Consider the following 19,161-nt stretch of genomic DNA (forward strand, 5'->3'; position numbering starts at 1 on the left):
TGGCGGCGTGAATGTGGACGCGCTGCTGCAGACGATCCCGCCGTTTGCCGTGTACCTGGTCGTCGGGATGGTCATCGGCCTCGAAAGCCTTGGCATTCCGCTTCCCGGTGAGATCGCGCTCGTCAGCGCGGCACTGCTCGCGTCACGCCACACGCTCGACATCAGCCCGGTGTGGGTCGGCGTGGCCGCGACGTGCGGGGCGGTGATCGGCGATTCGATCGGATACAGCATCGGCCGCAAGTTCGGCATGTCGCTGTTCGAACGGCTGGGCAAACGCTTCCCGAAGCACTTCGGACCCGGACACGTGGCGCTGGCCAAGCAGCTGTTCGCGCGCTGGGGGGTGTGGGCGGTGTTCTTCGGGCGCTTCATCGCCCTGCTGCGGATCTTTGCCGGCCCCCTGGCCGGCGCGCTGAAGATGCGCTACCCGCACTTCCTCGCCGCCAACGCCAGCGGTGGTTTGGTCTGGGCCGGGGGCACCACGGCCGTCGTGTATTACGCGGGCCTGGCCGCGGAGAAATGGCTGTCCAGATTCTCGTGGATCGCCCTCGTGATCGCCGTCGCCATCGGAATCGGCATGACGCTGTTCCTTCGTGAACGCACCTCGCACGCGATCGCGAAACTGGAAGCCGAGCACGACTGGGAAACGCTCAAGCGTCACTGAAAACCTTCGCCGATAGGCTGTAGTGGTGAACCCATCGACGGCGCAGGCCCGCGTGGTCGTCGACGAACTGATTCGCGGCGGTGTGCGTGACGTCGTGTTGTGCCCCGGGTCGCGCAACGCGCCCCTGGCGTTCGCGTTGCAGGACGCCGACCGGGCAGGCCGCCTGCGGCTGCACGTGCGCATCGATGAGCGCACCGCGGGATACCTGGCGATCGGCTTGGCCGTTGCCGAGCGGGCCCCCGTATGTGTGGCGATGACGTCGGGCACGGCGGTGGCCAACCTCGGCCCCGCGGTCGTCGAGGCCAACTACGCGCGGGTGCCGCTGGTCGTGCTGAGCGCCAACCGGCCCTACGAGCTGCTGGGCACCGGAGCCAACCAGACCTTCGAGCAGCTGGGCTACTTCGGCACGCAGGTCCGCGCGAACATCAGCCTCGGCCTGGCCCCGGAATTGACTGGAGCGGCGCCTCGCGATCTGGCTACCTTGAACGCGCAGTGGCGCTCGGCGACATGCCGAGTTTTGGTGGCCGCCACCGGATCTCGCTCCGCCAACGCGGGCCCGGTGCAGTTCGACATTCCGCTGCGTGAGCCGCTGGTGCCCGACGCCGACGAGAGCGGCCCATACGCGCCTGAAGGCCGTCCCGGCGGCAAGCCGTGGACGTACACGCCGCCGGTCACGTTCGACCAGCCGCTCGACATCGACCTGACGCCCGACACCGTCGTGATCGCCGGGCACGGCGCGGGTGTGCATCCCAATCTCGCCAAGCTGCCGACGGTCGCCGAGCCGACCGCGCCGCCGGCCGCCAATCCGCTGCACCCATTCGCCCTGCGGCTGGTCCACCCGCAGCAAGTCATCATGCTGGGCCGCCCGACGCTGCACCGTCCGGTATCGGCGCTGCTGGCCGATCCGTCGGTGCCCGTCTATGCGCTGACGACCGGCCCGCGCTGGCCGGACGTGTCGGGCAACTCGCAGGCCACCGGCACCCGCGCGGTCACTACCGGTGAGCCGAACGCGAATTGGCTCAAGCGCTGCGCTGAGGTCAACCGGCATGCGACCGAGGCGGTCCGCAGTCAGCTGAAGGCTCATCCGCTGACCACGGGCCTGCACGTGGCCGCCGCGGTCGCCGACGCCGTCAAGCCCGGCGACCAGCTGGTGCTCGGCGCATCGAACCCGGTCCGCGACGCGGCACTGGTCGGCCTGAACGCGCAGGGCATCAAGGTGCGCTCGAACCGCGGTGTGGCGGGCATCGACGGCACGGTGTCGACGGCGATCGGCGCGGCGCTGGCGCACGATCGGAGCCGCTCGGCCGGCGTTATCGGGCCTGCGCGCACCATCGCGTTGATCGGTGACCTGACGTTCGTGCACGACAGTTCCGGTCTGCTCATCGGGCCGACGGAGCCGACGCCGCACAACCTGACGATCGTCGTGTCCAACGACAACGGCGGCGGCATCTTCGAGCTGCTCGAGCAGGGCGATCCGCGGTTCTCCGATGTGTCGTCGCGGATCTTCGGCACCCCCCACGACGTGGACGTCGGCGGGCTGTGCCGCGCGTATCACGTCGAGTGCCGCCAGATCGAGGCCGGCCAACTCGGCGACGCGTTGGCCGAGCCGTTCGAGGGCATGCGGGTGTTGGAGGTGAAGGCCGACCGGTCGTCGCTGCGCGCCCTGCACGCATCGATCAAGGCCGCGCTGTGACGCGTCTGATGGCGTTGGTGCGCAAGTTTTTTCCGCGGTTGTACGGCGACGAGACCGAGACACGATCGGCACGGATCCTGCGGCGCGTTCGCATCGGGATCGTGGTCGCGGCGTGTTTGGTGACGTTGCAGTCGGTGCTGCTGGTCCTTGGCGCATGGCGCAACGACCGCCAGATCGAACGCCACATGGGTGTGGCCGAAGCCAATGTGCTCAGTGCGGGTCCGCGGCGCTCGACGATCGAATTCGTCACACCCGACCGGGTCACGTACCGCCCGGAGCTCGGTGTGCTGTATCCGTCCGAATTGGACACGGGCATGCGGATTTACGTCGAATACGACAAGAACAATCCCGACTTGGTGCGGGTTCAGGACCGCAACTCGTCGCTGGCGATCATCCCGGCAGGCTCAATTGCCGTGGTGGGCTGGCTGGTTGCGGGCGCGGCGCTGATGGGTGTGACGGTCGTGGAGCGGCGCATCACGACTGCATGAGCTTGTTCAGCCAGTCGTTGTCGTAGATATCGACCTTTTCACTCTTTTTGAGATCGAAAACGGTTGGTGTTCCCATGTTTTCGTTGTCGATATCGTAGAGGTATCCGAAATTCGCGTCGTCCATGTCCTTGACGTTGACCGCCGAACCGCCGTCGCTGATTTTCTTGGCCACGTCCTCCGACATACGCGCCTTCGTCGCGAACTCGTGCAATTCGTCTTTGGTCGGCGGCTTTCCGCCGGGACGCTGGTTGGCCCAGAGCTGCTCGACGAACCGTTGAAACTGCGTGCCCGTTGCCCCGTCGGTGGCCAAGAACAACGCATTGCTGACCTGCGCCGAGTATCCGTCGTCCTTGTCATCCATGAACGTCATCGGACGATAGGTCGCCTGCAGCTGGCCGACCGCGATGTAGTAGGCCAGCTGATCGCCGAAGTCGTGCTGCAGGTCGGCGCAGTGATTGCATTGGGGCTCGGTGTAGATCTCGATCTTGACCGGGGCATTGTCGAAACCGGCGGCGATGCCGTAGCCGTCCTTGGTCACCGTGAGCGGGGCCTTGTTCGGATCGGGCTGGGCCGAGCCGGCGACTTGTCGCGAGCAGGCGACGCCGGCGAACATCAGGCCTATCATGAGTACCGCTACAGCCCGAGAAATCCGCATGTCAACCGCCCTTCTTTGTGCGCACGATACGCGAATCGCGAGCAATGGATCGGCCGATCATCCGCACTCGGTTTTCGCGTGTCGTATAACTGGGCGCAACCTTGGCGACAGGCGGTGATGGCATGCTCTTGGTGTGCGCGTTGCGATCGTCGCAGAGTCTTTCCTCCCGAATGTCAACGGCGTCACCAACTCGGTGCTTCGGGTAATCGAGCATCTCCGCCGCACCGGTCACGAAGTTCTGGTCATCGCCCCCGACACACCGCGCGGCGAGCCGCCCGCGGAGAAGGTGCATGACGGGGTTCGGATACACCGGGTGCCGTCGCGTATGTTCCCAAAGATCACGTCATTGCCGCTGGGTGTTCCGCGTCCCCGAATGGTCGGAGTGTTGCGCGGATTCCGGCCTGACGTCGTACATTTGGCGTCACCCGCGCTGCTCGGGTACGGCGGTGTGCACGCCGCACGGTATCTCGGCATCCCGACCGTCGCGGTATTCCAAACGGACGTCGCGGGTTTCGCCGAGAGCTACGGCATTGGCGTGGCGTCGCGCGCTGCCTGGGCGTGGACGCGTCATCTGCACAAGCGGGCCGACCGTACGCTCGCGCCGTCGACATCTGCGATGGAAAATCTTGCTGCGCACCGCATTCCGCGGGTGCACCGATGGGCCCGGGGTGTAGACGTGACGGGCTTCGCGCCGTCGGCGCGCGATGCAGAGCTGCGCCACAGGTGGTCGGCGGACGGCAAGCCGATCGTAGGCTTCGTCGGTCGGCTCGCGCCGGAGAAGCACGTCGAGCGGCTTGCAGTGCTCGCCAATCGCGACGACGTTCAGCTGGTGGTCGTCGGCGACGGCGTCGACCACGCCAAGCTCGAATCAATCCTGCCGTCAGCGGTTTTCACCGGCGCACTGTACGGGCAGGCGCTCGCGACGGCCTACGCCAGCATGGATGTGTTCGTGCATCCGGGCGAACACGAGACGTTCTGCCAGGCCGTGCAGGAGGCGATGGCGTCCGGCCTGCCGGTCATCGCTCCCGACGCCGGCGGACCGCGCGACCTTGTCGCCCCCTACCGCACTGGACTGCTGCTGGCGGTCGACGAGTTCGAGGCCAAGCTGGCCGAGTCCGTCGACCATCTGATCGCCGAACGGCACCGCTATTCGGTGGCCGCCCGTCGCAGCGTGCTGGGACGAACCTGGCCGGCGATCTGCGACGAACTGCTCGGCCACTACGAGGACGTCATCGGCCTCAAGCAGCTCAAAGCGGCGTGATCTTCTCACGGATGACCGGTATCTCGGTTTCTCCGTAGTTGGCCGGCTTGCCGTTTTTCGATCTTCGCACCGGCAGCACCGCGACCACTGCGCCCAGGATGCCCATCCACACCAGCGCGGGAAGCAGGTCCCACAACCTCCAGTTCTGGGCGAAGCGATCATCGAGCAACCACTGCGCCAGGACGGCCAGCCCCGCGCCGACGAGCGTGCACACGATGGCCCAGGTGTTGTCCGTCCAGCCCCACAGGGAGATGAGGATCAAGAGCGCAACGGCGACGCCGGCAACGATCAATGTGGTTGGCGGTTGATCCCACCACCACTCGTGAACTTCTCCTGCAGAGAGCAGGACAGAGCCGCCGGGAAGTGACGACGGCCACCACCAATGCGGAAGGCCCACACGATGTCCGAGTGCCGATTGCTGGTCGCACTGGACAACGAAAATGGCGTCGCAGTTGGCGATCACGGCGGCGTGGTAGTTGGCGATGACGTTCGATATCCGCAACACAGCCAGCCCCGCGACCACGGCCAGCACCGCCAGGACTCGGCGGACCCAGTGGCGGCGGAAGTCGGCGATCACGGTCTTGACCGTGGTGGGTTCGGGGTTCACCCGGTAAGCCCGCTTGTTCAACCAATGCTGTAAGCCGAGGATGAGCACAATCGTTGCGACCAAGGATTCGAGGGGCATCGCGACGCGCTGGTCGCGGTGTGCCAACAAGTCATGGATCACGCTGTTGAGATGGTGAACCGCCCACACACATGTGATGAGAGCGAGAAGATACGACCAGCCGATGTACCACCTCTTGGTGTTGTCAGCCCTCTCCAGGATGTTTTCCCATTCCCCCGCCTGCAGACCGTCGGCCACCTTCGTCAGCTGCTTGGTCAGGTCTTTCCATTTCGTATGCGCCACCCAGGCGCGAACCGCGATCAGGATGCCAAGCACCAAATAGATTGCCAAGAAAGCGATCTGCCACTCTGGTTGGCTTCTGGCCGCGCCGAGGAAACTTGCCGCAAGCAGAATGACCGCGAGTGCCAGCACCATCCGCAATGGGTCCGCGATCAAGGTCAGAGGTACGGCCAGTGGCCTGATGATGACTTGACCGAGCCATGTGGCGATACCCACGATCGACCACCGCGCGTCCTTGGAGGGCATCAGCGCTCGGTAGACCAGCGGCACGATGCGAGAGGCCAACGCAAACCGATAGTGGGCAGACAACGCATCGAGGTCCTCGGCACCGACCTTCTCGACGATCGTCTGACCGCGGCGCTCCGCTACCGTCGGCTGCTGCTGTTCAATCGATTCGCACGATTCGAACACTATCGACGCCTGTAACTCTTCGATATCGCGGCGAAGCTTGGGGCTGTCGGTTGGCAACTGAACGGGACGAGATCTGTTGAGGATCTTCACGATTCCCGCGGCGGCATCAAGGCGCCCCCATTGCCAATCGTTCTCTCGCCATCGAGCTCGGAAGAAACCGCCAAATCGGGATACGACGTTTCCAGCCAGCTTGCCGTCTGCGGTCAGCATGTCTTTCCGGGGTTGGGCCAACACGCGACGCATCGGCTCTTCCTTTGGCAGATGGCGAACCCATGCGCTCAATTGTTTGGCTCGTGCGCCATTCTCGAGTGCTCGGACGTCGAACTCTGGACGTTCGTTACCGGTGATCTCGTCGAACGCGATGACCGAACTGTCCGGAACTCCGGCTGTAGCAAAAAGTCTCGACAGCCTGTCGAGTGAGAAGCCGTTCAACTGTGGCCTGTAGAAGTGTGAGAAGACCGATTCGTTCCACCGCTGCCACCACTTTTCCGTGTGCTGGTTTCCCGGGTTCGTGACAACTGACTTTGACGCCTGACGGAGCTGCACCCGAAGCCAGTTGAGCTCTCTGTACAACGTGTCTGCAAAAGAGACTTCGGTCGCTGCGTTGTCTGCGGTCGTCTCGAGTCTTGCCAGGCATATGCGGTAGTCCTCGCCGCGGGGCGCCGCTTCCCGCAACGCCCTGGCGTCGGCGCAGTTGGACGTGAGCAAGCGCAGGAACCTGCGGCTGGACTCGGCGCGGTCACCTCCGCCAAACGGGTCGCCCAAAATCAGCTTTGCATCGAAGCGGCCCGCGTCGAAAAGTGCGCTGAGGCAGCGGTGGGTTTCGAAGCGAGCTTCCGACCACACCGCCAGGCGCGCGTAGAAACACTCGTCGTTCACGACGTCGCGGCCCAGTTGTTGTGCGAGCTCGGTTGGCAGGGTCAGGTTGCGTTGCAAATTGCGACCGAGTTGCAGCCGGAGCGGCAACTTCGTCAGATCGTAATTCCAAGCCGCGGTCGGATCGTCCCTCAACGGCTCCGCCAGCACGAGGTCTGTCGTCAGTCGCCTGGCCTCGACGAGGACCGTGAGGCAGCGGTAGAGACGGCCCTTATACGTCTCAAGCGAACCCGACAGAGCGGGTTGCGGAGAGTTCAGGGCCAGTCCCTCGACCAGCTTCTCCAGGCCGTGCACCCATGCGATCAGGATGCGAACCCAATCGAGCATGGCGTAGAAGTCCTGTGACAGCTCCCAATTCACCTCGCAGTCGGTGTACGCCTTTTGCACCCAGTCCTTGAGCGACAACGATTTCTCTGGGGCAAGGCCGGCGTAGTCGACCGCCTCGCGAGGTGGCTGACACAACTCCGCCCACGGCTCGGCGAGCAAGGTTGCGATCCGCGCGGTATCGGTGGCCACCCGACATTGGGTGTAGGACGGGGTGCTGATGATCTCCTCGGCCCGAGCCATGGCTGCTGCGGAAGGGCCCAGGTCATCCAACAGCGCAGCCAACGCTTCGAGCCGACCCCGTCCGGCAAGCACGGCCTGGTTGTGGCTCTGCAGCTGACGCAGTTCATCTGAGGCGCTCTCTGTTCGTTGCTTGAGCGCCATTGAACCGCGGATGACCGGCACCCAACTGGCGGCGCTCGGCTTGCGCTTCGTATCGGTGGTCGGATCGCGCGATGTGGGCGGCTCCGGGTCCAGATAGATCAGCCACCGCTCGGAAGGCTGAGACGTCGGCGCACGCCGGATCGCTCGAATCGCACGGTCGACGGGGATGTTGTCGAAAATGCCGCCGTCAACGACGTCGAACGGTTCGGACTCCGTTTTGCCGCTGGGCCTGGCGTAGAGGAACGCGCGTGCCATGTCGACATAGAGACCGTCATCGTCGTCGGCGGGTTCACCGGAGCGCGCCGAACGATGGCCGAAGTGATGTCGGTTGACGTCATCCTCGCAACCAGGTGACGAGAAGATGCTCGCGGGCTCGAATGCCCCTGGGAACGACGACGTCGCCCTGGCCGCCAACGCCATTCGATTGATGGCGATCCACCCCTCCGACGTCGGTGCCTCTTTCGCATCGGGAATCGTGGTGAAATGAGACTCGAGTCCGCCAGGAGTCTTGGTGAACGAGAAACTCGCACGGTTGCCGCGCTCCTCGTTGTACGGGTCATCGAGCAACGTCGCGGCCAGCTCAACGGTGATTCGATCCGCCTCAGTTCCCGAATGTGTCAAGGACTTCCACTTGGTCTCGGGGTGGGCGGGTCTGGCGATCATCATGAGTGCGTCGCGCACCACGGAGAACAGCTGCTCGTCACCCTTGAGAATTGAAGGCACGCGGCCAATTCCCGGGTCCCGCAACAATTCCCAGATTCCACCCGACTCGATCCACGTGCGCCGGACAGCTTCGTCCATCACGGTGCCGCACGACTGCGCCAGGCCGAACAACACCGCGTTCAACCCGCCTGCGCTCGCCCCGGCCAGGATGTCAACCTCGACGGCGTCGTATTTCGTCGACTCCAGTAGTTCTCGATACTTGGTTGCGCGTGCCCGCCGTTGATTGTTTTCACCATCGGCGACCAGACTCGTTGGGCCGCCCGATGTTCGATGGCAGGCACGGCGGAACAGATCAATTTCGGCGACGGCGCCACCGATCCACACCGCCAAACTGACGCCGCCACGCATGGCCAACGCCAGCCGCAATGTCCGTTTGCCGCTCGCAGGGGCCGTCGAATTCGCACCGGCGTTCTCGACCATGATTCCCCGCATCTGTCCCGTGACGACAACGACTGGCAAACGACAAAGACAAGCACGGCAATTGTGCTACGACTCTTGCCAGCGCAACGGGAAATTGCGATAGTCCAGGAAGACACGGTTAGTGCATATCACCAGCCGGTAATTCGCGTCGCCAGGCCGCGTGAATGGCAAACAATAGCCTTAGCGGGCGAACGGCAACCGGCAACTATTAGCCGAACGCCAACTGATAGCGAATTCGCCTCAGCCCTGCGCTTCGATCGAGACCGGTTGCCACTCTTCCCATGTCTTGAGCCGGCTTTCGTAGTCGGCCTTGGCCAACTGGAAGGGAAGCTCGCCGAAGAACACACGCAGTGGCGGCTGCTCGGCGTCGACGATCTTGAGTACCGCGGCGGCGGACGCCTTCGGGTCGCCCGATTTGGCGACGCGCTGGCTGCGTGCCTCCTCGGCCGCTTCGTGCACCTCTTTGTAATCGGGCAGTGGCGCGGAGCGCTTCGACGACGATCCGGCCCAGTCGGTGTCGAATCCGCCCGGCTCGATCAGCGTCACGTGAACCCCGAACGGGGCGACTTCCTGCGCCAGGGACTGGGAGAAGCCTTCCAACGCCCACTTCGACGCGTGGTAGATGCCGACGTTCTGGAAGGCGACGACGCCGCCGATCGATGACACCTGGATGATGTGGCCCGCTGCGCTGGGCCCGCAGGTACGGCAGCGCCGCCTGGGTGACCCACAGCGCCCCGAAGACGTTCGTTTCGATCTGGTCGCGTGCCTCTTGCTCCGTCAGCTCCTCGACGAACCCGAAGTGCCCATAGCCGGCGTTGTTGACGACGATGTCGAGCCGCCCGAAGTGGTCGTGGGCCTGCTTGACAGTGGCGAAATCCGCCTCACGATCGGTCACGTCGAGCTGCAGCGGTAGCAGTGCCTCGCCGTACTTCTCGGAGAGGTCATGCAGAGTCGCGGTGTTGCGCGCGGTGGCCGCGACCTTATCGCCGCGTTCCAAAGCCGCGGTCGCCCACTCGCGGCCAAAGCCGCGTGATGTACCAGTGATGAACCAAACTTTTTCGCTCACGATTCAACCTTCCTCATGCAGTCACTGGGGTTTAAGCCCGTGCAGGGCGTTACTAATTCCCAATCGGGTTAATCGGCTGACTGTGAGTCCGGTCGGTTGGTGGCCTTGTCGACGCCGCCCCGCCGCGGCATCGTGGTTGGGTAGCCTCCGCGAAAGAGGCGGTCTGGCGAACCAGGTACGGTCGGCTCTGTGAGCCGTGCGACGTTGGACAAGGACCCACATGAAGTGGCGTCTATGTTCGACGCCGTTGCGCGCCGCTACGACCTGACGAACATCGTGCTCTCGCTCGGACAAGACCGGTTCTGGCGGCGTGCGACGCGCTCGGCGCTGCGGATCGGCTCGGGTGAGAAGGTGCTCGACCTCGCGGCGGGTACGGCGGTGTCGACGGTCGAGTTGGCGGCATCCGGCGCGTGGTGTGTAGCGGCGGACTTCTCGGTTGGCATGCTCCTTGCCGGTACGTCGCGCAATGTGCCGAAGGTGGCCGGCGATGCTACGCGGCTGCCGTTCGGCGATGGGGTGTTCGACGCGGTGACGATCAGCTTCGGGCTGCGCAATGTCGTCGACCACGCCGCAGCCTTGCGGGAGATGGCGCGGGTGACGCGCCCGGGTGGCCGGCTGGTGGTGTGCGAGTTTTCGACACCGACGAACGGATTGTTCGCGACCGTCTACAAGAGGTACCTGATGCAGGCGCTGCCGCGGATCGCACGTGCGGTGTCGTCGAATCCGGATGCGTATGTCTATCTGGCCGAGTCGATTCGCTCGTGGCCCGATCAACCGGACCTGGCCCGCCGCATCTCCGATGCCGGCTGGTCGGCGGTGCGGTGGCGCAATCTCACCGGCGGCATCGTCGCGTTGCATGCCGCGACGAAACCGTTGCACTAGCGTCCCGTTGACGATGCGTCGTCGAGAACCTGATGGCCGACCGCCCGGACCGAGTTGATCAGCGCCGACCGTATTGCCAGCCATCTGCGGGTGGTGCAATCCTCGTTCGCCGGGGTGATCACAGACTTCATCAAGGACCGCTACAGCGATACGCCCGGCACCCGCTCTAGTTGTGGCAGTGGAGAATTGGGGCCCAGGCGGCTGCGCCGGCGATCTGGGTGAGATCACCGCGACCGCATTGAACCTCGTGAGGTCCGGTCTGACGCCCCTGTCCTGAGCGTCCGGTTAGTTGACGAAATTCACGCCGCTGCCGCCATCGGACGGAACAGCAACCTCGCCAAGACTCTGCTGCGTTGGGGGAGTGGGCTGTTCACTCACGGGCACGCAGACTCCGACGTAGGGGACATCTGCGCACGGCGCGACGGGAGTGGCGTTTGCAATGGGGACTAGGCCGACGGCGACTGTCGCGCTTGCAATCGCGGCAAGTGCCCGAATTATGAACTTGCGTCCGGTCATCGTGGATCCTTCCGACGACCCGTATGCATTTAGCGTACGCCGCTGTCGCTCAGAGGTGAACAACTTCTCAGCACGTCTTGATACCTCGCGACGGCGGCCTCGTCGCCGCGTCGAAAGGCATCTCGGTTTTCCCTTGGATTGCCGAGCTCGGGCAGATGCACATAGTCGATCCCGGCGTCACGTAACCGTGCCGCAAGAGCGTTCTTGGAGAGCCCGGTCTTGCGTGACAGCGGTGTAAGCCGCACGTCGACAAGCACTTTGATACCGGCAGCGACGAGATCTTCGATGAATTGGTCAACTGTGCGGTCTTGGTAGCCGATCGTGAGCACGTCGGGCATAGGGATCATCCTGCGCGATATGCTGCGGCCCGTGGCCACGTTCTGGCGTTATGTCCGCATCCAGCTGATGATGTTCGTGTTCGGCATAGTCGGGCCGATCTTTCTGGTTCTCTACTTTGCGACACAACCGGATCCGTCGATGAAGTGGGCCTACTGGGCGGGACTGTTCGTCACCGCCGCCGACGTGCTCATCGCCTTGGCGCTCACCAACGCCAGTGACCCGAAGAAGACGCCGGCCGATGTCCGCGTCGCGACTGCTGTCGCCAAGCGCCTGCAGTCCGGCAGCAGCCACACCGGCGACCATTCGAGCTCGTCGAGCGCCTACGACCCGTTTTCGTCGACCGCCTTGAGCTTCTCGACTGACTCTGGCTCGTCGTCGAGTGACTATTCGTCCTCGAATGATTACTCGTCGAGTGATTCCGGCTCGTCGCCAAGCGATTCCGGCTCGTCGCCAAGCGATTCCGGCTCGTCGTCAAGCGATTCCGGCTCGTCATCGGCGAGTGACTAGGTGCGTCACGTCACTTCGCCTCGTGTGCGCATCGTGCGGGAGTGAGTATGCGCGGGCCAGTTTCGGTGATGGCGATGGTGTGCTCGGAGTGCGCCGTGTTCGACCCGTCTGCCGAGCGCAGGGTCCAGCCGTCGGCATCGACAACCAGACGATCACTGCCTCGTGCCCACCACGGTTCAAGCGCGAAGGTCATGCCCGGCCGCAGCAGCAATCCGCGGCCACGCCGTCCGCGATTGGAGACGTGCGGATCCTCGTGCATGGTGCGACCCAATCCATGCCCGCCGAATTCGGCATTGACCCGATAGCCGGCTTCGGTGGCGACGTCGCCGATGGCGGCGGAGATGTCACCGAGTCGTCCGCCGGGAACGGCTGCGGCGATACCTGCGTCAAGCGCTCTTTGCGTCGACTCGATCAGGGCTCTGTCAGCGGCGTCGGCGTTGTCACCGACGATGACCGTGACCGCGGAATCGGCTACCCAACCGTCGATCGACACCGCAAAGTCCAGACTCAACACATCGCCATCACGTAGCACGTAGTCGCGTGGAATGCCATGCAGCACAGCATCGTTGACCGACAGACAGATGACATTCCGGAATGGTCCACGACCGAATGAGGGCGCGTAATCCCAGTAGCATGATTTCGCGCCGCGGTCAGTAATCAGCGCGCGGGCATGGTGCTCAAGCTGCATCAAGTTCACTCCTGGCTGCGCCTCGATCGACAGCGTCGCCAGCGTTTCCGCGACGAATTCACCAGTTGCTGCCATCTTGTTGATCTCTTCGGCAGTCTTGAGTTCGATCATGTTCGATCTCCATCCAGCATCGGTATTTTTATACCGCTACGACGGTACCAGTGTCGGTACTTAAATACCGGCTATGCTGACCGGCATGGTGCGTGTACCTCTGAGCCCAGAGCAGGTGAAAGCCGGGCAACGCCTCGGCGCGCTGATGAGGACAGCCCGAGCCGGTCGCGACCCCGAGATGATCGCGCGTAACGCCGGCATCTCGCCAGAGACATTGCGCAAGATTGAGGTCGGAAGAATGCCCAGCCCGAGCTTCGGCACCGTAGTTGGACTCTGCAATGCGCTCGGCTTGCCCCTGCAGGATGCCGTCGATGCCTGGCGTGGGACAGACGACCAACGGATGGCTATCTAGGACCGTTGGTGAACCGACCATATTCGGCCTGTGGTGACAAAGGCTGTTGATCAGCAACGAGATTCACGATCAGATAGCCACCGGTCACCTGGTTGGGTAACCGGAATGGACTTGCAAGTCCACTCAGCTGAACGGAGGGCGGCTGTCCAGGCGTCGCGACCCCAGCCCCGCGCCTCGCCACACGCGTGCGATCCAGTCGGCGTCCTCATCCGTGATGAGGTTTCCCATCACTCGCACCGCGACGTGCATCAGGAACCTTGACCGCATCGCGAGAGGCCCCGTCGACGGCAGGAGCCGCGGAATCGTCAGCAACAGCGCCAGCCGCCGAGCGACCGAGAATGCGCGCGCGTAATGCGACGAGAGCACCGACGGCCACGCCGACGACAGATCGCCCGTGCCCAGCAGCTCGGCAGCCAGCCGCCCGGTCTCCAGCCCGTAGTCGATGCCTTCGCCGTTCAACGGATTCACGCACGCCGCCGCGTCGCCGATCAGCATCCAGTTCGGGCCGGCCACCCCCGAGACCGCGCCCCCCATCGGAAGCAGCGCGGACAACGCCAAACGTGGCTCCCCGTCGAAGCCCCACTCGTCGCGGCGCAGCCCGGTGTAGAAGGACATCAAGGGCCTCAAAGCCATATCTGCCGGCCGCCTCGCCGTCGCCAGCGCGCCGACGCCGATGTTCACCTCGCCGTTGCCCAGAGGGAAGATCCAGCCGTAGCCGGGCAACACGTGACCCTCCGGCGAGCGCAGTTCCAGGTGCGACGTGATCCACGGCTCGTTGGCCCGCGGCGTGCCGATGTACCCGCGGATCGCCACGCCGTACACCGTCTCCTGATGCCACTGCCGACCCAACACCCGGCCGAGCGGAGACCGCGCGCCGTCGGCCACGATCAGCGACGTGCACCCGATCTCGGCGCCGGTGTCCAACGTCAGCGACGCGACGCGACCGGACGAATCATGCTGTACATCAACGGCTTTCACGCCGAGAAGCATCTTTGCGCCCTCGTTGACGGCAACCATCCGGATGCGGTCGTCGAGCTCGGTGCGGGGCACGGCGCTGCTCACCGTCGGGAACGACGGACCGGGCCACTCGACCTCCACGTCGGCGCCGAATCCGGAGAGCCGCAGCCCGCGGTGCTGCACGCGGCCGTCGAGCCAGGGGCCGAGGCCCAGCCGCTGGAGCTCCAAGACAGCCCGCGGCGTGAGCCCGTCGCCGCACGCCTTGTCGCGGGGAAACTGCGCGGAATCGATCACCAAGACATCGCGGCCTGCACGACAAGCCCACGCCGCGGCCGCCGAACCCGCAGGCCCGGCCCCGACGACGACCACGTCGGATCGCATATCCACGCCTCCCAGTATGTTGGCAGGGTGAGGACACCAGCGAGTGTGGTGGCGGGAGTCGACTTCGGAGACCCCGCCTTCGCCGCTGATGTGCGCGACGGGGTGGCGCGCATCGAGGACCTGATGGCCACTGAGCTGGGTAAAGCCGATGAGCTGATGTCCGAGGCGGTCCAGCATCTGTTCCAGGCGGGCGGCAAACGGTTCCGTCCGCTGTTCACGGTTCTGTCGGCCCGGCTCGGCCCTGAACCCGACGCGTGGCAGGTCACGGTCGCGGGAGCCGTCATCGAGCTGGTGCATCTGGCGACCCTGTACCACGACGATGTGATGGACGAGGCGCAGGTGCGCCGTGGCGCGCCCAGTGCGAACGCCCGCTGGAGTAACAACATCGCGATCCTCGCCGGCGACTACCTGTTCGCGACGGCGTCACGCCTTGTCAGCAGGCTGGGCCCGGAAGCGGTGCGCGTCATCGCCGATACGTTTGCCCAGCTGGTGACGGGTCAAATGCGGGAGACCCGGGGTGTCGCTGAGGGCGTCGACGAGGTCGAGCACTACCTGAAGGTGGTATACGAGAAGACGGCGTGCCTGATCGCGGCGTCGGGCCGGTTCGGGGCGACTTTCTCGGGTTCGGACGAGGACCAGATCGAGCGGCTGAGCCGTCTGGGCGGCATTGTCGGCACAGCGTTCCAGATCTCCGACGACATCATCGACATCGACAGCGACCCCGACGAGTCGGGCAAGGTGCCGGGTACCGATCTGCGCGAAGGTGTGCACACGCTGCCAGTGCTCTACGCCCTGCGTGAAACCGGCCCGGACGCCGACCGGCTGCGCGAGCTGCTGGCGGGACCGGTGGAAAACGACGAGGACCTGGCCGAGGCGCTGCGACTGCTGCGGAAATCGCCGGGAATGGCGCAGGCCAAGGACACTGTGGCGCGCTATGCGGCCCAGGCCCGCGACGAGCTGGTCAACCTGCCGGAAGGGCCGGGCCGCCACGCACTGGCGACATTGGTCGACTACACCGTGACCCGTCACGGCTGACGCATTTCGGAACCCGCGGAGGCCGGCTCGGCGTTAAATCAGCGAAGACTTCGCCGTTTGGTAGGGAGGGCGCTCCGATGACTTGGCATCCGCATGCCAACAGGGCCAAGACGTTCATGCTGCTTGTGCTGATGTCGGCGCTGATCGTGTTCATCGGCGCGCTGTTCCACAGCAGGGCGATTCTGGGCCTGGCGGTGTTGTTCGCCGTCGGTATGAACGTCTACGTCTACTTCAACAGCGACAAGCTGGCACTTCGGGCGATGCATGCCCAGCCGGTGAACGAGATGCAGGCGCCGGTGATGTATCGCATCGTGCGGGAGTTGGCGACGACGGCGAGGCAGCCGATGCCGCGGCTGTACATCAGCGATACGGCCGCGCCGAACGCGTTCGCGACGGGCCGCAACCCGCGCAATGCGGCGGTGTGTTGTACGACGGGGATCTTGCAGATCCTCAACGAGCGCGAACTGCGCGCGGTGTTGGGCCATGAGCTCTCGCACGTGTACAACCGCGACATTCTCATTTCGTGTGTGGCCGGTGCGTTGGCGTCGGTGATCACCGCGCTGGCCAACTTCGCGATGTTCGCGGGGTTGTTCGGCGGCAACCGCGAGGGCGGCGCGAATCCGTTTGCACTGCTGTTGATTTCGCTGTTGGGTCCGATCGCGGCGACGGTGGTGCGGCTGGCGGTGTCACGGTCGCGGGAGTATCAGGCGGACCAGTCGGGTGCGGAGCTGACGGGCGATCCGCTGGCGTTGGCGAGCGCGCTGCGCAAGATCAGCGCGGGCGTGCAGCAGGCGCCGTTGCCGCCGGAGCCGCAGCTGGCCGACCAGGCGCACTTGATGATCGCGAACCCGTTCCGGGCAGGCGAGCGCATCGGCAAGCTGTTCTCGACGCACCCGCCGATGGAGGACCGCATCGCGCGGCTGGAGGCGATGGCAGGCCGCGGGCCGGGCATTTACTGATAGGCGCAGGTAACGCCGTTTGATCATGGGTCGATGTAGCAAGCATGCTGCAAGTCACTACGGCACCACTTAGGGTGTGGGGCGTGCTGAACAGAGTCTTGATCGGTGTCGTCGGGTCTGCCGCGGCGGTCCTGATCGGAGCAGGCATTGCCGCTGCCGATCCGCCCCCGGAGCCGGCGCCGCAGCCGCCGCCACCGCCCAACGTCAACGCGTTGACTCCGGTGAAGCTGTCCGAATACGCCGTGATGGACAACAACTGGTACGCGTTCACCGTGCCGGACGGAATCACTTGCGTGCTACAGAAATCCGGCAGCTACGGCTGCAGCGGACCACTTCCCGCGGCACCCAATGGCGCGAACCTGGTCAGCGGTTCGTATGGAGGCGTGCCGGGCTTCGCCAATTCCGCCGGCCCGCTGTTCGCGAATGTCGGTGCGGCCAAGCCTCTTCCGGCGGGTTCGCGAATCAGCTACCAGAGCCTCAGCTGCGGCAACGACGGCGCGACGACCACCTGCGTCGACAACCGCAGCCAGTCGGGCTTCGTGCTGAGCCCCGCAGGCAGCTTCGTTCTCAACGAGTCGCCTCCGCTGCTGTACCGCCCCGACGGCGGCAGCCCGTTCATGAACTGAGCGCCGGCTGACTCAAGGGATAGTGCTGTTGCGCCCGTCAGCACATGCTGACGGCTCGCGAACGAGTCACGACCTGGAGAGCTAGCTGCCCTAGAACCCCGAGCCGTGCACCTCGTGCCCGGGCGTTTCGGCGACGAGTCCGCGGTAGGCGTCTTCGACGGTGGAGCCGTGATTGATGACACCGTCGACCTCGCGGGCGATCGGCATGTTGATCCCGTACTTGTCGGCGAACTCCATGATCACGCTTGCGGCCTTGACGCCCTCGGCGACCTGATTCATCGACGAGATGATCACGTCGATCGGCTTGCCCGCACCGAGCTGTTCACCGACATGACGGTTGCGGCTGCGCTGGCTGGTGCACGTGACGATCAGGTCGCCCATGCCTGCCAGGCCGGCGAAGGTATCACGATGACCACCGACCGCCTCACCGAGCTTGGACATCTCGCGCACCGCGCGGGCGATCACCATCGCGCGGGTGTTCTCGCCGATGCCAAGGGAGTAGCCCATCCCGACGGCAATCGCGTAGACGTTCTTCAACGCGCCGGCGATTTCCACGCCCACCACATCGTCGGTGGTGTAGGTCCGAAATCGCTTGGTGCGGAACAATTCTGCGAGCCGGGCGGCCAGATGCTGGTCCGGCATTGCGAGCACCGCCGCCGCGGCGTACCCGTCGGCCACCTCGCGGGCGATGTTCGGCCCCGCGAGGATGCCAGCCGGGTGGCCGGGGAGCACCTCGTCGACAATCTGGCTCATCCGGTAGTTGGTGCCCTGTTCAAGACCCTTCACCAGCGAAACCACCGGCACCCACGGCCGCACCTCCTTGGCGAGTTCGGTCAGCACACCGCGGAAGCCGTGCGACGGCACCCCCATCACGATGACGTCGGCGGCCTGCGCCGCCTCCGAGAAGTCGGTGGTGGCTGAGAGGTTTTCCGGCAGTCTGACCTCGTCGCCGAGGTACTTCGAGTTGCGGTGGTTGTCGTTGATGTCCTTGGCGGTCTCCTCCGAGCGCACCCACTGCAGCGTCGGCCCGCGTCGGGCGCAGATCGACGCCACGGTGGTGCCCCAGGATCCTCCGCCGAGGACGACGACTTTGGGCTCGCGTTGCTCAGGTGCCATGGCGATCAGCGTATTGCCGACACCTGCTGTTTCACCGGTAGTTGACGAACTGCAACGCGACGTCGAGGTCGGCCTTCTTCAGCATGGCGATGATCGCCTGAAGATCGTCGCGCTTCTTGGAGCTGACGCGGATCTCGTCGCCCTGGATCTGGGTCTTGACGCCCTTTGGACCCTCATCGCGAATCAGCTTGGTGATCTTCTTGGCGTCCTCACTGCTGATGCCCTGCTTGATCGTCCCGCTGACCTTGTAGGTCTTGCCGCTGGCCTGAGGCTCGCCGGCGTCGAAGGCCTTCATCGAGATGTCGCGGCGGATCAGCTTTTCTTTGAATACGTCGATCGCTGCCTTGACGCGCTCCTCGGTCGAGGAGGTGATGACAACCGTCTCCTCGCCCTGCCACGCGATGGAAGTGTCGGTGCCGCGGAAGTCGAAGCGGGTGGCCAGCTCCTTGGCGGCCTGGTTCAGCGCATTGTCGACCTCCTGGCGGTCGACCTTGCTGACGACGTCGAACGATGAATCCGCCATTGGATATCCGTTCCCTCCTGGGCTCTCGGGTGCGTTTTCGTCTTAGGCCCATCCTCGTTGTACCCTGCTAGTCGCACCAAACCGGGTCACGGCGTGGTGCAGCACCCAGGCAGGTTGCCCGAGCGGCCAATGGGAGCGGACTGTAAATCCGTCGGCTAACGCCTACGCAGGTTCGAATCCTGCACCTGCCACGCGTGTGATGTTGCAAGACATCCGAATAGCTCTGAACCCTCGTTGGGGGTTCAGGGCTTTTTTCGTGGGCGTCCGCAGGGGACTCCGCGGGGTTGGTAGTCCCTGGTGGTG

General features: G+C 64.7%; 18 protein-coding genes, 1 tRNA gene and 2 pseudogenes. 12 read left to right on the forward strand and 9 right to left on the reverse strand.

The annotated features are described in order from the left end of the window. Positions 1–7: 7 nt before the first annotated feature. From VJV41_RS17760 to VJV41_RS17770, 3 genes are read left to right on the forward strand one after another with little or no spacing between them, the layout of a single operon-like run. Positions 8–661, forward strand: a complete 654-nt coding sequence (locus VJV41_RS17760; protein WP_325336005.1) for a DedA family protein — start codon at positions 8–10, stop codon at positions 659–661. A 25-nt stretch (positions 662–686) separates the two neighbouring features. Then, positions 687–2,354 (forward strand): 2-succinyl-5-enolpyruvyl-6-hydroxy-3-cyclohexene-1-carboxylic-acid synthase, encoded by a 1,668-nt coding sequence (gene menD / locus VJV41_RS17765; protein ID WP_325336007.1) that lies wholly within the window; start codon positions 687–689, stop codon positions 2,352–2,354. Positions 2,355–2,362: 8 nt separating this feature from the next. Continuing rightward, positions 2,363–2,842, forward strand: a complete 480-nt coding sequence (locus tag VJV41_RS17770) for a DUF3592 domain-containing protein (RefSeq protein ID WP_325336049.1) — start codon at positions 2,363–2,365, stop codon at positions 2,840–2,842. Here the strand turns inward: VJV41_RS17770 and VJV41_RS17775 are convergent. Next, entirely contained in the window at positions 2,829–3,455 is a 627-nt protein-coding gene (locus tag VJV41_RS17775; RefSeq protein ID WP_325336009.1) for a DsbA family protein, read from the reverse strand. The two genes, VJV41_RS17770 and VJV41_RS17775, sit on opposite strands and share 14 nt — an antisense overlap. A gap of 175 nt (positions 3,456–3,630) precedes the next feature. Here VJV41_RS17775 and VJV41_RS17780 point away from each other — a divergent pair, with 175 nt between their 5' ends. Continuing rightward, positions 3,631–4,758, forward strand: a complete 1,128-nt coding sequence (locus VJV41_RS17780) for a glycosyltransferase family 1 protein (RefSeq protein ID WP_325336011.1) — start codon at positions 3,631–3,633, stop codon at positions 4,756–4,758. Here the strand turns inward: VJV41_RS17780 and VJV41_RS17785 are convergent. Together VJV41_RS17785 and VJV41_RS17790 are read right to left on the reverse strand one after the other, a co-directional pair. Next, positions 4,745–8,839, reverse strand: a complete 4,095-nt coding sequence (locus VJV41_RS17785) for a DUF3376 domain-containing protein (protein WP_325336013.1) — start codon at positions 8,837–8,839, stop codon at positions 4,745–4,747. The genes VJV41_RS17780 and VJV41_RS17785 overlap by 14 nt on opposite strands. 201 nt (positions 8,840–9,040) lie before the next feature. Next, positions 9,041–9,866 (reverse strand): annotated as a pseudogene (locus VJV41_RS17790) (SDR family oxidoreductase). A gap of 189 nt (positions 9,867–10,055) precedes the next feature. Between VJV41_RS17790 and VJV41_RS17795 the strand changes: the two are divergent. After that, positions 10,056–10,748, forward strand: coding sequence for a demethylmenaquinone methyltransferase (locus VJV41_RS17795; RefSeq protein ID WP_325336015.1), 693 nt, complete (start codon positions 10,056–10,058; stop codon positions 10,746–10,748). 39 nt (positions 10,749–10,787) lie between these two features. Continuing rightward, positions 10,788–11,025: pseudogene (locus VJV41_RS17800) on the forward strand (TetR family transcriptional regulator); the annotation flags it as partial. Positions 11,026–11,033: 8 nt separating this feature from the next. Here the strand turns inward: VJV41_RS17800 and VJV41_RS17805 are convergent. Together VJV41_RS17805 and VJV41_RS17810 are read right to left on the reverse strand one after the other, a co-directional pair. After that, positions 11,034–11,264: a hypothetical protein gene (locus VJV41_RS17805; RefSeq protein WP_325336016.1), complete on the reverse strand. Its 231-nt coding sequence runs from the start codon at positions 11,262–11,264 to the stop codon at positions 11,034–11,036. A gap of 29 nt (positions 11,265–11,293) precedes the next feature. Next, the gene (locus VJV41_RS17810) at positions 11,294–11,602 is read right to left on the reverse strand and encodes a DUF488 domain-containing protein (RefSeq protein ID WP_325336018.1); all 309 of its coding nucleotides are present in this window, start codon (positions 11,600–11,602) and stop codon (positions 11,294–11,296) included. Between the two features lie 19 nt (positions 11,603–11,621). Between VJV41_RS17810 and VJV41_RS17815 the strand changes: the two genes are divergently transcribed. After that, on the forward strand, positions 11,622–12,110 hold the full coding sequence (locus VJV41_RS17815) for a hypothetical protein (RefSeq protein WP_325336020.1): 489 nt from the start codon (positions 11,622–11,624) through the stop codon (positions 12,108–12,110). 10 nt (positions 12,111–12,120) lie between these two features. Here the strand turns inward: VJV41_RS17815 and map are convergent, their stop codons facing one another. Next, positions 12,121–12,909, reverse strand: a complete 789-nt coding sequence (gene map / locus VJV41_RS17820) for a type I methionyl aminopeptidase (protein WP_325336022.1) — start codon at positions 12,907–12,909, stop codon at positions 12,121–12,123. An 85-nt stretch (positions 12,910–12,994) separates the two neighbouring features. Between map and VJV41_RS17825 the strand changes: the two genes are divergently transcribed. After that, positions 12,995–13,261, forward strand: coding sequence for a helix-turn-helix transcriptional regulator (locus VJV41_RS17825; protein ID WP_325336024.1), 267 nt, complete (start codon positions 12,995–12,997; stop codon positions 13,259–13,261). A gap of 123 nt (positions 13,262–13,384) precedes the next feature. Here VJV41_RS17825 and menJ read toward each other — a convergent pair whose 3' ends face one another. After that, positions 13,385–14,599 (reverse strand): menaquinone reductase, encoded by a 1,215-nt coding sequence (gene menJ / locus VJV41_RS17830; RefSeq protein ID WP_325336051.1) that lies wholly within the window; start codon positions 14,597–14,599, stop codon positions 13,385–13,387. Positions 14,600–14,626: 27 nt separating this feature from the next. On the opposite strand from menJ, the gene grcC1 reads away from it, so the two are divergent. From grcC1 to VJV41_RS17845, 3 genes are all read left to right on the forward strand, one after another. Next, a complete protein-coding gene (gene grcC1 / locus VJV41_RS17835; RefSeq protein WP_325336026.1) occupies positions 14,627–15,634 on the forward strand; it encodes a nonaprenyl/(2E,6E)-farnesyl/geranylgeranyl diphosphat synthase in 1,008 nt (335 codons plus the stop codon). 77 nt (positions 15,635–15,711) lie between these two features. Continuing rightward, on the forward strand, positions 15,712–16,593 hold the full coding sequence (gene htpX, locus VJV41_RS17840) for a zinc metalloprotease HtpX (RefSeq protein ID WP_325336028.1): 882 nt from the start codon (positions 15,712–15,714) through the stop codon (positions 16,591–16,593). Positions 16,594–16,637: 44 nt separating this feature from the next. Further along, positions 16,638–17,219 carry a hypothetical protein gene (locus VJV41_RS17845; RefSeq protein WP_325336029.1) on the forward strand — a complete coding sequence of 194 codons (582 nt, stop codon included), beginning with the start codon at positions 16,638–16,640 and terminating at the stop codon, positions 17,217–17,219. A gap of 90 nt (positions 17,220–17,309) precedes the next feature. Here the strand turns inward: VJV41_RS17845 and VJV41_RS17850 are convergent, their stop codons facing one another. Next, positions 17,310–18,335 carry an NAD(P)H-dependent glycerol-3-phosphate dehydrogenase gene (locus VJV41_RS17850; protein ID WP_325336031.1) on the reverse strand — a complete coding sequence of 342 codons (1,026 nt, stop codon included), beginning with the start codon at positions 18,333–18,335 and terminating at the stop codon, positions 17,310–17,312. A 31-nt stretch (positions 18,336–18,366) separates the two neighbouring features. After that, entirely contained in the window at positions 18,367–18,858 is a 492-nt protein-coding gene (locus VJV41_RS17855; RefSeq protein WP_325336033.1) for a YajQ family cyclic di-GMP-binding protein, read from the reverse strand. A 108-nt stretch (positions 18,859–18,966) separates the two neighbouring features. Here VJV41_RS17855 and VJV41_RS17860 point away from each other — a divergent pair. Further along, positions 18,967–19,049: transfer RNA gene (locus VJV41_RS17860), tRNA-Tyr, on the forward strand. Positions 19,050–19,161: the final 112 nt, after the last annotated feature.

Source organism: Mycobacterium sp. (assembly GCF_035274705.1).
Taxonomy (GTDB): domain Bacteria; phylum Actinomycetota; class Actinomycetes; order Mycobacteriales; family Mycobacteriaceae; genus Mycobacterium.